Annotated in this window: 11 protein-coding genes and 4 tRNA genes; 14 read left to right on the top strand and 1 reads right to left on the bottom strand. The window is 66.2% G+C overall.

Annotated elements, in window-relative coordinates:
- Positions 1 to 20: 20 nt before the first annotated feature.
- The 8 genes from AB839_RS15960 to ychF all read left to right on the top strand — a co-directional run bounded on the left by AB839_RS15960 (position 21) and on the right by ychF (position 7,085).
- On the top strand, positions 21 to 1,706 hold the full coding sequence (locus AB839_RS15960; protein WP_197467689.1) for a tetratricopeptide repeat protein: 1,686 nt from the start codon (positions 21 to 23) through the stop codon (positions 1,704 to 1,706).
- Positions 1,703 to 2,362, top strand: a complete 660-nt coding sequence (lolB, locus tag AB839_RS15955; protein ID WP_061480110.1) for a lipoprotein insertase outer membrane protein LolB — start codon at positions 1,703 to 1,705, stop codon at positions 2,360 to 2,362. The genes AB839_RS15960 and lolB overlap by 4 nt, the downstream gene beginning before the upstream one ends.
- Entirely contained in the window at positions 2,359 to 3,228 is an 870-nt protein-coding gene (gene ispE, locus AB839_RS15950; RefSeq protein ID WP_061480109.1) for a 4-(cytidine 5'-diphospho)-2-C-methyl-D-erythritol kinase, read from the top strand. Before lolB ends, ispE begins: the two co-directional genes overlap by 4 nt.
- 11 nt (positions 3,229 to 3,239) lie before the next feature.
- Positions 3,240 to 3,316: transfer RNA gene (locus tag AB839_RS15945), tRNA-Gln, on the top strand.
- A 140-nt stretch (positions 3,317 to 3,456) separates the two neighbouring features.
- Complete coding sequence (locus AB839_RS15940) at positions 3,457 to 4,416, top strand: ribose-phosphate diphosphokinase (protein ID WP_005415400.1); 960 nt, start codon at positions 3,457 to 3,459, stop codon at positions 4,414 to 4,416.
- A 109-nt stretch (positions 4,417 to 4,525) separates the two neighbouring features.
- Positions 4,526 to 5,143 carry a 50S ribosomal protein L25/general stress protein Ctc gene (locus tag AB839_RS15935; RefSeq protein ID WP_005408191.1) on the top strand — a complete coding sequence of 206 codons (618 nt, stop codon included), beginning with the start codon at positions 4,526 to 4,528 and terminating at the stop codon, positions 5,141 to 5,143.
- 48 nt (positions 5,144 to 5,191) lie between these two features.
- A complete protein-coding gene (gene pth, locus AB839_RS15930; protein WP_061480108.1) occupies positions 5,192 to 5,770 on the top strand; it encodes an aminoacyl-tRNA hydrolase in 579 nt (192 codons plus the stop codon).
- Between the two features lie 223 nt (positions 5,771 to 5,993).
- Positions 5,994 to 7,085, top strand: coding sequence for a redox-regulated ATPase YchF (gene ychF / locus AB839_RS15925; RefSeq protein ID WP_061480107.1), 1,092 nt, complete (start codon positions 5,994 to 5,996; stop codon positions 7,083 to 7,085).
- Between the two features lie 585 nt (positions 7,086 to 7,670).
- Here the strand turns inward: ychF and AB839_RS15920 are convergent.
- Positions 7,671 to 10,409, bottom strand: a complete 2,739-nt coding sequence (locus tag AB839_RS15920) for a TonB-dependent receptor (protein WP_061480106.1) — start codon at positions 10,407 to 10,409, stop codon at positions 7,671 to 7,673.
- A gap of 170 nt (positions 10,410 to 10,579) precedes the next feature.
- Between AB839_RS15920 and AB839_RS15915 the strand changes: the two genes are divergently transcribed.
- The 6 genes from AB839_RS15915 to AB839_RS21275 all read left to right on the top strand — a co-directional run.
- Positions 10,580 to 11,599 carry a cyanophycinase gene (locus AB839_RS15915; protein ID WP_061480135.1) on the top strand — a complete coding sequence of 340 codons (1,020 nt, stop codon included), beginning with the start codon at positions 10,580 to 10,582 and terminating at the stop codon, positions 11,597 to 11,599.
- Between the two features lie 138 nt (positions 11,600 to 11,737).
- Positions 11,738 to 12,754, top strand: coding sequence for an isoaspartyl peptidase/L-asparaginase (locus AB839_RS15910; RefSeq protein WP_082783363.1), 1,017 nt, complete (start codon positions 11,738 to 11,740; stop codon positions 12,752 to 12,754).
- A 137-nt stretch (positions 12,755 to 12,891) separates the two neighbouring features.
- Positions 12,892 to 12,977 (top strand) — tRNA-Tyr (locus tag AB839_RS15905).
- Between the two features lie 24 nt (positions 12,978 to 13,001).
- Positions 13,002 to 13,075 (top strand) — tRNA-Gly (locus AB839_RS15900).
- A gap of 49 nt (positions 13,076 to 13,124) precedes the next feature.
- Positions 13,125 to 13,200, top strand: a tRNA-Thr gene (locus AB839_RS15895).
- A 41-nt stretch (positions 13,201 to 13,241) separates the two neighbouring features.
- Positions 13,242 to 13,389, top strand: a 148-nt coding sequence (locus AB839_RS21275) for a GTP-binding protein (protein ID WP_230078978.1), incomplete at its 3' end; no start/stop codon positions are given.

Below are 13,389 nucleotides of genomic sequence, written 5' to 3'. Positions count from 1 at the left end.
TTAAGGCCCCGATGCCGACGATGCCCGCATTGATTCGCATCCCCAGTGTTCTGCTGCTGTCCCTGGCCTGCGCCCAGGCCCTGGCGGCGGTGCCGGCCAAGGCCCCCGTGCGGGCTGCGGCCACCGGGGAACTGGCGCTGGAGCCGGTGATGGCCGGTGAGTTCGCCCTGCAGGCCGGCAAGCTGGCCGAGGCCGCGCGCTGGTACCTGCAGGCCGCGCAGCAGACTGACGGCGATGCTGGCCTGGCCGAGCGCGCGACCCGTATCTCCATGCTTGCCAACGATGACGCCAGCGCCGCCAAGGGCCTGGCCCTGTGGCAGCAGCGCGCCCCGCGTTCGTTGACCATGCGCAGCGCCGCCGGTGCGCTGGCCATGCGCCAGGGCGATGTAAAGGCCGCCCGCACTGAATTGCAGGCGCTGCTGGCCGACCCCGACGAGCGCGGCTGGAAGTTCGCCCTGGCCGCGCTGATCGGCGGTGGCCGCGACCCGGCGGTGCCTGCGCAGGTGCTCGGCGAGCTGGTCGATGCCAATGCCATTCCACCGAAGATCGAGGCCTGGCAGGAGTTCGGCCGCCTCGCCCTGCGCATGGACAAGCCCGACCTGGCGCGGCGCATGATCGATGAGGTGGTCAGACGCTTCCCCGAAGAACCGCGCGTAGCCTTGCTGCGTGCCAGCCAGCTGCAGCAGGCGGGCGAGACCGACAAGGCCTTGTCGCTGCTGCACGACGTCGAGCCGAAGACCCGGCAGGACCCCGAGCTGCGCAATGCGGTGGCCATCGCCTACGACAGCCTGGGGCAACCGGCTGCGGCCGAGCGCGTACTGGCATTCGGCCCGCAGGATGTGCAGACCTGGGGCATGCGCGCTTCACTGTTGGCCAAGCAGGGCGACAAGGCGGCGCTGTCCAACCTCTACAACGAACTGTCGCGGCAGGCGGCCAAGCCGGACCCCGCGCAGCGCCTGCTGCTGGGCAAGATCGCCGAATACCTGAAGCGTTATCCCGAGGCGGTGCAGTGGTACCACAGCGTGCCCGGTGGCGATGAACTGAGCGAGGCGCGCCTGCGCGCGGCCAATGCCCAGGCCCTGGCCGGGCGCCTGCCGCAGGCATTGGATGAAGTGCACGCGATCCAGTCCGATGCGGTGGTCGACGACGATGTGCGCCGCGATGCCTACCTGCTGGAAGCCGAACTGCGCCAGCGTGCTGACGACAGTGCCGGGGAGCTGGATGCGCTGGCCCGCGGCCTGGCCGCCTACCCGGATGACAACGGCCTGCTGTACGCCCGTGCGCTCACCTGGGAACGCCGCGACGACATCCCGCGCGCCGAGGCCGATCTGCGCAAGATCCTGGTGACCGATCCGGAAAACGTGCCGGCCCTGAACGCGCTGGGCTATACCCTGGCTGACCGCACCGGGCGCCTGCAGGAGGCGCTGGAGCTGATCGACCGCGCCCGCGTCGCCGAGCCGGACAACGCCGCCATCGTCGACAGCTATGGCTGGGTGCTGTATCGCCTGGGCCGCAAGGACGAAGCGCTGGTGCAGCTGCGCCGGGCCTGGACCCTGGCCAAGGACCCGGAGATTGCCGCCCATGTCGGCGAAGTGCTGTGGGTGCTGGGCAAGCATGACGAGGCCCGCCACTTCTTCGACGAAGCGGCCAAGCTCGACCCTGAAAACCGCGCGCTGCTGCGCGCCCGCGAGAAATTCAATCCATGAGTGTTTCCCTGATCCGGCCGCTGCTGTTGGCGGCTGCGACCCTGGCGGTGACCGCCTGTACCAGCGTGGGCACGCAGAAGACCCCGCCACCGGCGGTGGTCGAGACAGTTTCGGCCGAAGCGGCGCAGGCCGAAGCGGCGCGTGTGGCCGCCCTGCATGCACAGCCGGACTGGGCCTTCCAGGGCCGGGTCGCGGTCAGCAAGGGCAAGGACGGCGGCAGCGGTCGCATCGACTGGAAGCAGCAAGGCCGCCGCTACGTGGTGGAGTTGAGCGCGCCGGTGACCCGGCAGAGCTGGAAGCTGACCGGCGATACCCATTCCGAAGCTGGTCGCCTGGAAGGACTGACGGGCGGCCCGCGCGACGGCGAGGACGCCCAGCAGCTGTTGCTGGAGGCGACCGGCTGGGACATTCCGGTCAACCAGTTGCCGGAGTGGATCCGCGGGCTGGTCGCCGGCGACGCCGCCGGCCCCGAGACGGTCGAACGCGACGGTGAAGGCCGGCCGCGTCGCATGCAGCAGATGGGCTGGCAGGTACAGTACCTGGACTGGTACCCGGCCGACGCCGGACGGCCGGCGCTGCCGCGCCGGATCGAGGCCAGCAATGGTGACGCCAAGGTGCGCCTGCTGGTGGACCAGTGGGGGCCGGGCGCCCCATGAGTGCCGGGCGCGACGACGCGGGCTGGTCCTGGTGGCCGGCCCCGGCCAAGCTGAACCTGTTCCTGCACATCACCGGCCGCCGGGCCGACGGCTACCACGAACTGCAGACCGTGTTCCGCCTGCTGGACTGGGGCGATCGCATCGGCCTGCGCCTGCGTGAAGACGGCCAGGTGCGCCGGCACGGCGAGGGCCTGGCCGGCGTGGCCGAGGCCGACGATCTGGCGGTACGTGCCGCGAAGCTGCTGAAAGAGTCGACCAATGTCGCGCAAGGTGCTGACATCATCGTCGAAAAGCACGTTCCTGCCGGTGGCGGCTTCGGTGGCGGCTCGTCCGATGCGGCCACGGTACTGGTGGTGCTGAACCGGCTCTGGCAGGCCGGGCTGGACGAAGAGGCGCTGGCCGCGCTGGGCCTGCGCCTGGGCGCCGACGTGCCGGTGTTCGTGCGCGGTCGCAACGCCTGGGCAGAAGGGGTGGGCGAGCGCCTGCAGCCGATCACGCTGGCGCCGGCCTGGTATGTGGTGGTTGAACCGGGCGTTCATGTTCCCACGCCGGCCCTGTTTGCAGACCCGGATTTGACGCGCGACAGCCCAGTGGCGAAAATAGAGGACTTCGCTTCCGGGACCCTGGTCGGGAACGCGTTCGAACCGGTGCTGCGCCGCCGTGAGCCTGCCGTCGAGGCAGCGCTTGCCGCGTTGAGCGACATCGGCACGGCGCGGCTGACCGGTTCGGGAAGTGGTTGTTTCGTCGAATTCGCGTCGCAGTCTGCTGCAGAGCAGGGACGGTCGAAATTGCCGAAGGAGTTGCGGGCAAGGGTGGCTGCGGGCGTTGCGCGTTCGCCACTGCTGGATGCACTCGAGCAACACTGATTTATCAATGCAGGGGCGTCGCCAAGAGGCCCAAGGCACCAGGTTTTGATCCTGGCATTCGTAGGTTCGAATCCTACCGCCCCTGCCAATAGCGGCTGTGTCCGCGCCTTCCAGCGCATCGCCCGCGCGGGACGTGGAAACAACCGCGGTGTTGTCAGCAGCAAGGGTCCATCCGGGTCCTTGCCGCCCCCGGATCCCCGCCACTCGTCCCCGCCCGAGACAATCATGATGCAAGAGTCCCCGAACCTGCTGGTCTTTTCCGGCAACGCCAACAAACGTCTGGCGCAGAACATCTGCAAGGAACTGGGGGTTCGCCCGGGCAAGGCGCTGGTCTCGCACTTCTCCGATGGCGAAGTGCAGGTGGAGATCGAAGAGAACGTCCGCAAGCAGGACGTGTTCGTGATCCAGCCGACCTGCGCGCCGAGCGCGGAAAACCTGATGGAACTGCTGGTGCTGATCGACGCGCTCAAGCGCGCATCGGTGGCCAGCGTGACCGCGGTGGTGCCGTACTTCGGCTACTCGCGCCAGGATCGCCGCATGCGCTCCTCGCGCGTGCCGATCACCGCCAAGCTGGCGGCGAAGATGTTCAGCACCGCGGGCGCTGATCGCGTGCTGACCGTCGACCTGCACGCCGACCAGATCCAGGGCTTCTTCGATATTCCGGTGGACAACGTGTATGCGTCCCCGCTGCTGCTGGCCGACATCTGGCGCGCCTACGGCACCGAGAACCTGATCGTCGTCTCGCCGGACGTGGGCGGCGTGGTCCGCGCCCGTGCGGTGGCCAAGCGCCTGGATGACGCCGACCTGGCCATCATCGACAAGCGCCGCCCCCGCGCCAACGTCTCCACCGTGATGAACATCATCGGTGACGTCGAAGGCAAGACCTGCGTGATGGTCGATGACATCGTCGATACCGCCGGCACCCTGTGCGCCGCTGCCGCTGCCCTGAAGGCGCGCGGTGCGCTCAAGGTCGCTGCCTACTGCACCCACGCGGTGCTGTCGGGCCCGGCAGTGGACAACATCACCAATTCCCAGCTCGACGAGCTGGTGGTGACCGACACCATCCCGCTGAAGGACGCCGCGCGGGTGTGCAGCAAGATCCGCCAGCTGAGCGTGGCGGAAATGCTGGCCGAAACGATGCGCCGCATCGCCTTCGGCGAGTCGGTCAGCTCGCTGTACGTGGACTGAGTTTTTCGTCCCTGCCGGCAACGGCGGGGGCATACCCGGATGCTTCTGGTCGCGGAAGCATCTTCAACCGCCACGCCGCAGGGCGCGGCAACAACCTGAGTAGTCGAAAATGTCGAAGACCCATGAAATCAAGGTCACCAAGCGTGAACTGCAGCGTAAGGGTGCGAGCCGCCGCCTGCGTCACGCGGGTGTGATCCCGGCCATCGTGTACGGCGGCAACGCCGAGCCGGTCGCCATCAGCCTGGACCACAACGAAATCTGGCTGGCCCAGCAGAACGAGTGGTTCTATGCCTCGATCCTGGACCTGAACCTGGACGGCCAGGTGCAGAAGGTCCTGCTGCGTGACATGCAGCGCCACCCGTACAAGCAGCTGATCATGCACCTGGACTTCCAGCGCGTGAACGAGAACGAAGCCCTGACCGCTTCGGTCCCGCTGCACTTCGTCAACGAAGACACCTCGCCGGCCGGCAAGGCTGCCGACGTCGTGGTCACCCACGAACTGAAGGAAGTGACCATCACCTGCCTGCCGAAGGACCTGCCGGAGTCGATCGAAGTCGACCTGGGCGAGCTGAAGGCCGGTGACGTGGTGTACCTGTCCGACATCAAGCTGCCTAAGGGCGTGGAAATCCCGGCGCTGGCGCTGGGCAAGGACCACGACGACGCCATCGTCACCGCCAAGGCCGGCAAGGCCGACGAGGCTGACGAAGAAGCGGCTGCCGCCGAGTAATACCGTTACGGTGCCTGCCTGCGGGCAGGCACCGTACTGGAAGGAACCATGGCAGGACTGCGACTGATCGTCGGTCTGGGCAATCCCGGATCGGAACACGCCCGGACCCGGCACAATGCCGGGTTTCATTTCGTTGAGGCCCTGGCGGAAAAAGCCGGTGCGCGATGGAATGTGGACAGCAAGCTGTTCGGTGAGACCGCCAAGGTCGAGATCGCCGGGCAGACGGTGTGGCTGCTCAAGCCCGCCACCTTCATGAACCTCAGCGGCAAATCGGTCACCGCCGCGCAGCGGTTCTGGAAGATCGAGCCGGAGGAAACCCTGCTGGCCCACGACGAACTGGACCTGCCGCCCGGCGCGGCACGGCTGAAGTTCGACGGTGGCCACGGCGGCCAGAACGGCCTGCGCGACACCATCCGCCTGCTCGGCCACGGCAAGTTCCATCGCCTGCGCGTGGGCATCGGCCATCCCGGCCACAAGGACCGCGTGGTGGGTTGGGTGCTCGGCCGCCCGTCGAAGGACGACGACGTGCTGATCGCGCGCGCCATCGACGATGCGATCGACGTGCTGCCGCTGGCAGTGCAGGGCGATTTCAGCGAAGCGATGAAGCGGCTGCACACCCCGAAATAAGCTGTAGGTACCGACCGTTGGTCGGTGTGGAACCATCCAATCCGCTAGGTACCGGCCGTTGGTCGGTACGGAACCAACCAATCCGGTAGGTACCGGCCGTTGGTCGGTACGGAACCAACCAATCCGGTAGGTACCGACCGTTGGTCGGTACGGAGAATGATTGGAAAAGCAGCGCCCAGGCCGCTGTTTCCCCAATCACTTTCACCCCAGAGAGCTGTCACCCATGGGTATCAAATGCGGCATCGTCGGCCTGCCCAACGTCGGCAAGTCGACCCTGTTCAATGCGCTGACCAAGGCGGGTATCGCCGCGGCGAACTTCCCGTTCTGCACCATCGAGCCGAACGTCGGCATCGTGCCGGTGCCGGATCCGCGCCTGAACGAGCTGGCGGGCATCATCAACCCGCAGAAGGTCATCCCGACCGCGGTTGAGTTCGTCGACATCGCCGGCCTGGTGGCCGGTGCCGCCAGCGGTGAAGGCCTGGGCAACAAGTTCCTGGCGCACATCCGTGAGGTCGATGCGATCACCCACGTGGTGCGCTGCTTCGAGCACGGTGACATCGTGCACGTGGCCGGCAAGGTCGATCCGATCTCGGACATCGAAACCATCGACACCGAGCTGGCGCTGGCCGACCTGGACAGCGTGGAGAAGGCACTGAACCGTGCCGAGCGTGCGGCCAAGGGCGGCGACAAGGATGCAGCGGCGCGCAAGCCGGTGCTGGCCAAGCTGCAGGCGGCGCTGTCGGAGGGCAAGGCCGGCCGCTCGGCCGGCCTGGACGAGGAAGAGAAGGCGCTGGTGCGCGACCTGTTCCTGCTGACCCTGAAGCCGGTGATGTACATCGCCAACGTGCTGGAAGACGGTTTCGAGAACAACCCGCACCTGGACGCCGTGCGCGCGCATGCCGCCGCCGAGGGCGCGCAGGTGGTGCCGGTGTCGGCCGCGATCGAAGAAGAGCTGTCCCAGCTCGACGACGAAGACCGCGATACCTTCCTGGCCGATCTGGGCCTGAGCGAGCCGGGCCTGAACCGCGTGATCAACGCGGCCTACAGCCTGCTCGGCCTGCAGACCTACTTCACCGCAGGCGTGAAGGAAGTCCGTGCGTGGACCGTGCGCAAGGGCGCCACCGCTCCGCAGGCTGCCGCGGTCATCCACACCGACTTCGAGAAGGGCTTCATCCGCGCCGAAACCATCGCGTATGACGACTTCATCAAGTACAAGGGCGAAGCCGGCGCCAAGGAAGCCGGTCGCCTGCGCCTGGAAGGCAAGGAGTACCGGGTGCAGGAAGGCGACATCCTGCACTTCCGCTTCAACGTCTGATCCGGCGGCAACGGATCGACCCCGGACGCCCCGCCTTGTGCGGGGCGTTCGCGTTTCCGGCGATGGACAAAAAATCACCACGTTGCGAAACGCTTGCGGCGTGACGTTCGCCGGCACTTGTCCACAGCAAACTCCCATCGCTTTCCACGCCAGGTGTGGAAAACCGACGAACCTGATGTAGAGCCGAGCCCATGCTCGGCTGATGCCAGCCGGAGCCGAGCGTGGGCTCGGCTCTACAAGGGGCTCGCCCGCGTGACCTGGACAAATTTTCACCGCGCTTCGAAACGCCTGCGGTGCAATGCTCGCACCCACTTGTCCACATCAAGTTCCCATCGCTCTCCACGTACCGTGTGGAAAACAATCGGGGCCGTGGACAAAAAATCACCACGTCCGGAAATGCCTGCACCGCAACGCTCGAACCCACTTGTCCACACCAAGTTCCCATCGCTTTCCACGTACAGTGTGGAAAACCCCGGATGGCCCGCTCTAGCAGTCGCCCACCAAAAAGGGCATCAACCAGGGCCGCAAACAACAAGGCCCGCCAATGGCGGGCCCTGCTGTCCACATCCTGCAATGCGGCGTGCCCTACAGCGCGCTGCCACCGAACTTGTGGGTGTACTGCAGGTTGATGGTGCGGCCGACGCTGTCGAACCAGGACACGTCGTAATACGGATACGCGGTGTAGGTGGCGTCCTTCGGCGGCATCTTGTTGAGGACGTTCACCACCGACAGCGACAGGCGCGCGTGGTCGTCGAAGCGGTACTGCAGCGAGGCGTTGTAGCGATAGGTCGCCTTCACGTACGGGCTGTCACCGCTGTCCCAGTCGAACACCTGGTCGTAGCTGTCCGAGGTCGGCAGCTTGCCCAGGCGCGAGCCATAGACCGTGGCCGACCACGCCTCCTTCTCCCAGGTCACGCTCAGGCTGGTCTTGGTGCGCGGAATGTCGAAACCGCTGTTGACCGCGAACTGATCTTCGACGGGGTCACCGGGGTAGCGCTGGAAGTCGTGCTTCTTCACCCAGGTGTGGGTGCCGTTGAGGACGAAGTCGCCGATGCCGGTCTGCAGGCGGTAGCGCAGGCCGACGTCGATGCCGGAGGTAGACTCGCGGGCGACGTTGATCGGGGCGACACGCACGCCGTACAGGCGGCCATCACTGGTGCGGGTGATGCGGTCGAGCGCATCCACGCAGGTCGGCGCGCTGATGTCGGCGCTGCCGAGGCGGCAGTTCGCTTCGCTGGCCAGGATCGTGCGCACGTCCATGTCCTGCACCTGCTTGCGCATGTCGATGTCGAACCAGTCCACCGACAGGTCCAGGCCGATCGCCGGCGACCAGACGAAGCCGGCGCTCCACGAGGTGCTGGTTTCCGGGTCGAGCTGGCGGTTGCCGGTGCGGCTGCGGATCAGGTTGCGCTCGTAATCGGAACAGTCGCTGGCTTCCTCAAGGCGGCAGGTGTACAGATCCTCGGCGCTGGTCTCGTCGTTGCCCGGTCCGGCAAACACATAGTGCAGGTCCGGTGCACGGAATGCGGTGCCGTAGGAGCCGCGCACCAGCAGGGTATCGATCGGGCGCCATTCCAGGCCGCCGCTCCAGGTCGCCTTGCCGATGGTGTGGCCGGAATAGCGGTACTGGTCGTAGCGGCCGGCGACGCTCAGGTTGACCGTCTCGTGCAGCGGCATGCGCAGCTCGGCCGCCGTGGCCCAGCGGTTGCGCGAACCGTTGCCGTCCGAATCCTTCCAGCTGTAGTAGTAGTACTGGGTCGCCAGCGGATCGGGATTCAGCGAGTACGCCTGCTGGCCCACTTCCACGGTCGCGGCGAAGCCGGCGTCGCCCCCCGGCAGAGCGAACAGGGCCGAGTTGGTCAGGGTGAAGGCGGCGGTCTCCGTGCGCGACTTCGGAGTGTAGGTGGTACGCGCGGCGATCGAGTCGTACTCGGCGCGGGTCAGTGGCCGGTACAGGCGTGACGGATCGGCGTTGTAGACCGGGAAACCGTCGTCGTCCACGCCCAGCTGCGGGCCCAGGAACAGGTCATTGGCCTTGGCGGCAATGATCTGTGCCCAGCTGATGCGCGACTGGTACTGCGAATGGCTCAACGCCGCTTCGTAATCCCAGTTGCCAATCAGGTTGCCCTTGAAGCCGGTGGTCACGCTGAAGGTCTTCTGCGTGCTGCGCACCATGGCGTTGCGCAGGCCGCCCATTTCCTCGGGCGAGAACTGGCGCTGCCAGAACTCGATCTCGCCAGTGGCTTCGTTGTTGAAGTAGCCCGACTCATCACCGTTGGCATCCATGCGGCCCCACTGGGTGACGTCGCGCATCAGCGACATCGTGTGGTAGCCCAGCTGCACATCGGCGAACCACTGCTGGCCATTGTCGAAGTCATAGCTCAGCGACGCGTAGCCGTTGGCACCGCGGCGCTTGCTGAGGATGGTGCCGTAGCCGATCGAGCTGTCGCTGCCGCAGTAGTAGCCGTAGCGCGGGCGGTACGCGCGGTAGGTGCTGCCCTGGTTCTGCCCGGCCAGCGCTTCGCAGGTGGCCGTACCCGGATCCAGGTAGTCGTCGTTGTAGTCCGTGCGCAGGTAAGCGCGGCGGGCGATGCGCGAGCCCTCGGTGGGGCCGTCCTGGGTCGAATCCTGGATGTCGCGCTCGTACGCCCACAGCGGGGCCTGCGACTGCAGCTCGACGCTGTACACCGCGTTGAAATTGCCGCGGCTGAAACCGCTGGCCAGGCTCATGTCGAACGAGTCGCCACCGCCTTCGCTGGTGGTGCCCATGCGCATGTCGATCGTGGTGCCGTCGGCCTTCTTCTTCAGGATGAAGTTGACCACGCCGGCGATCGCGTCCGAGCCGTAGATGGCCGAGGCGCTGCCGGTCAGCACTTCGATGCGCTCGATCATGCCCAGCGGGATGTTGGAGACATCGGTGAAGTTGCTGCGGCCCTTGAACGGCATCGGGAAATCGGCAATGCGCCGGCCATTGACCAGCACCAGCGTGTGGTTCGGGCCCAGGCCGCGCAGGTCCACCTGCTGGGCGCCCGGCGAGAAGTCGGCGCCACTGGAAGACTGCTGGCTCTGCGTCTCACCGCCGTTCTGGGTCATTGCACGCAGTACGTCCGGCACGCTGGTGAAGCCACTGGAGCGGATCTGCTCGGCATTGATCACCGTGATCGGAGCGGGGCCTTCCACCTGGGCGCGCGGAATGCGCGAGCCGGTGACCTGCACCGCGTCCAGTTGTTGCACCGAAGAGGAAGCCGGTGCCTGGGCCGCCGCGGAAGCAGCCACGCCCATCAACGCCAGCTGGATCGACCACGCCATCGCCTGTCTACGCATGAAGAATTCTCGGAAATGAAGCCGGCCCGCAGAGGAGGGGCCCTGTCCCCCATTCAGACTTCCGGAATGGGCGCGCGCATTTAACGCCTTTTTCATGTCCTTGACTACTGGGCCCCTATCTGGCAAAGAGTGAAAACGCTTGCAACTCGATTTTGTTCAGGGAGATCAAGATGCTACGCCTCGACCGGACCCTGCCTGGCCCCTTCGCCTGGCTGGCGCTGCTGGTGCTGGGCTGGCCACTGGCCGCGCCCGCGCAGGACCTGCAGGGCCCCGGCTTCGCCTATTACGAAGTCGGCGATCTGGAATCCCCGCGTCCCGGTCCGCGCGCGCCCGCCATGATGCTGATGGGCGGTGGCGAGTGGGTGCCGGAGGCCTTCCAGTGGTGGCTGAAGCAGGCCGGCAATGGCCGTGTGCTGATTCTGCGCGCCTCCGGTGGCGACGAACTGCAGGACCGCCTGTACCGCGAGATCGGCGGCACCACCGCAGTGCAGACCCTGGTCTTCGACAGCCGCCGCGGTGCCGATGATCCGGCGGTGCTGCGCGTGGTCGCCGCGGCCGATGCCATCTTCATTGCCGGCGGCGACCAGTCCCGCTATATCCGCTTCTGGAAGGGCACCGCACTCAACCGTGCACTCAACGCCCATGTGCGCGCCGGCAAGCCGATTGCCGGTACCAGCGCTGGTCTGGCCATCCTCGGCGGCTATGCCTATGGCGCCATGGATGGCGGCAGCATCACCTCGGCCGGTGCGCTGGCCGACCCGATGGGCAGTGCCGTGACCCTGGACAGCGGCTTCCTGCAGATGCCCTACCTGCAGCGCGTGGTCACCGACACCCATTTCGACAAGCGGGACCGGCTCGGCCGCCTGATCGTGTTCGTGGCACGTGCCGCCCAGGACAGCGGCGACCCTGACATCGTCGGCATCGGCGTCGATGAGGACACCGCCCTGTGCGTTGAGCCCGATGGCCGGGCCCAGGTCTACAGCGCAGATGGCGAAGGCAAGGTGTGGGTGGTCAGCCCCGGCCGCGACGCCGATCGCCTGGTGGAGGGGGAACCGCTGCGCTTCCATGCGGTGCCGGTGACGGTGGTCGCCAGCGGCAGCCGCATGCGGCTGGATGATTTCCAGGCCGAGGCCGATTACCAGGCCGTGGCCGACGTCAGCGATGGCGAGATCGAAGTCATCCGCCAGTGACCCGGCGATCCTGTGGCCACGCATGGGATGCTGTAGAGCCGAGCCCGCGCTCGGCTGCTCTTCAATCGAGGCATCAGCCGAGCATGGGCTCGGCTCTACGATGATGCCTCCCTTGCCCACCTGCTGGAGACGTATCCGATGAAACTGCGCCTGGCGCTGTCTATGCTGCTGTCCCTGCCCATGCTTGCCCAGGCCGCCCCGGCCGCCTCGCCGTTGCTGGTCATCCACGGCGGTGCCGGTGTCGAGCGCAAGGACCTGTCGCCGGCTGAAGAGAAGGCTGCGCGCGGCGCGTTGCGCGCGGCGCTGCTGAAGGGCCATGCCGAACTGGCGGCCGGTCGCCCGGCGCTTGCAGCCGTCACTGCGGCAATCACCGTGCTGGAGGACGATCCGACCTTCAACGCCGGCAAGGGCGCGGTGTTCACCCATGACGGCCACAACGAACTGGATGCCGCAGTGATGGATGGCGCCACCCAGGCTGCAGGTGCGGTGGCCGGCGTGCAGCGGGTGCGCAACCCGATCCTGCTGGCCCAGACCGTGATGCAGAAGTCCAGGCACGTGATGATGGTCGGGCAGGGGGCCGAGGCGTTCGCGGTGGAGCAGGGCATCAGCCTGGTCGATCCATCCTATTTCCGTACCGACAAGCGCTGGCAGCAACTGCAGCGCGCATTGAAGGAAGAGGCCCGTGGCCAGGCGCACGCCGACCTGGAGACCGCAAGGCACTTCGGCACGGTGGGCGCGGTTGCGCTGGATGCGCAGGGGCAGCTTGCTGCCGGCACCTCCACCGGTGGCATGACCAACAAGCGCTATGGCCGTGTGGGCGATTCGCCGATCATCGGCGCCGGTACCTGGGCCGACGCGGGCTGCGCGGTATCGGGCACCGGGTGGGGCGAGTACTACATCCGGACTGCGGCCGCGCACGAGATCTGTGCACGCATGCGCTACCAGCGGCAGACGCCGGAGCAGGCCGGCAGGGGCGTGATCAACGAGATGATTCCGAAGATGGGCGGCGACGGCGGCGCGATCGTGCTTGCCGCAGACGGAAAAATGGCCATGCCGTTCAACACCCAGGGCATGTATCGGGGCTGGATTGGCGCCGATGGCGTCCCCCATGTCGCAATTTTCGCCAGCGAGACCCTGCCGGTCCCTGGGCAATAACCTTGCGTATCAATGGGTTTGCGACAACGTGTGAAAAAGATGGAAAAAAGCGTTGACAGCCCCCCGCCTGATCAGCAGAATAAGCGGCTCACCACCACACACCGCAACGCTTCGGCGGCAACGGGTTGGGGTGGTAAGGAGGGATACCCAAGCGGCCAACGGGGGCAGACTGTAAATCTGCTGGCTTACGCCTTCGGTGGTTCGAATCCACCTCCCTCCACCAGTTTCACGTTGTGACATTCCCGGCGCGGGAGTAGTTCAATGGTAGAACCTCAGCCTTCCAAGCTGATGGTGCGGGTTCGATTCCCGTCTCCCGCTCCATTGAATGAACTTTGAATATTATCGAGTTCATGTCATAATGCAAAACTCGGCTCACGTAGCTCAGTCGGTAGAGCACTTCCTTGGTAAGGAAGAGGTCGAAGGTTCGATTCCTTTCGTGAGCACCATCTCAAGCATCACCTCTCAGACGAATTCGAGATAAGCAGCCATGGCCAAGGGTAAGTTCGAGCGCACCAAGCCGCACGTCAACGTCGGCACCATCGGTCACGTCGACCACGGCAAGACCACGCTGACCGCCGCACTGACCAAGATCGGTGCCGAGCGCTTCGGTGGCGAGTTCAAGGACTACTCCTCGA

Source organism: Stenotrophomonas sp. DDT-1 (genome assembly GCF_001580555.1).
GTDB lineage: Bacteria > Pseudomonadota > Gammaproteobacteria > Xanthomonadales > Xanthomonadaceae > Stenotrophomonas > Stenotrophomonas sepilia.
The sequence above is the reverse complement of the archived record's forward strand: the minus strand, read 5'-3'. Positions and strand labels throughout refer to the sequence as shown.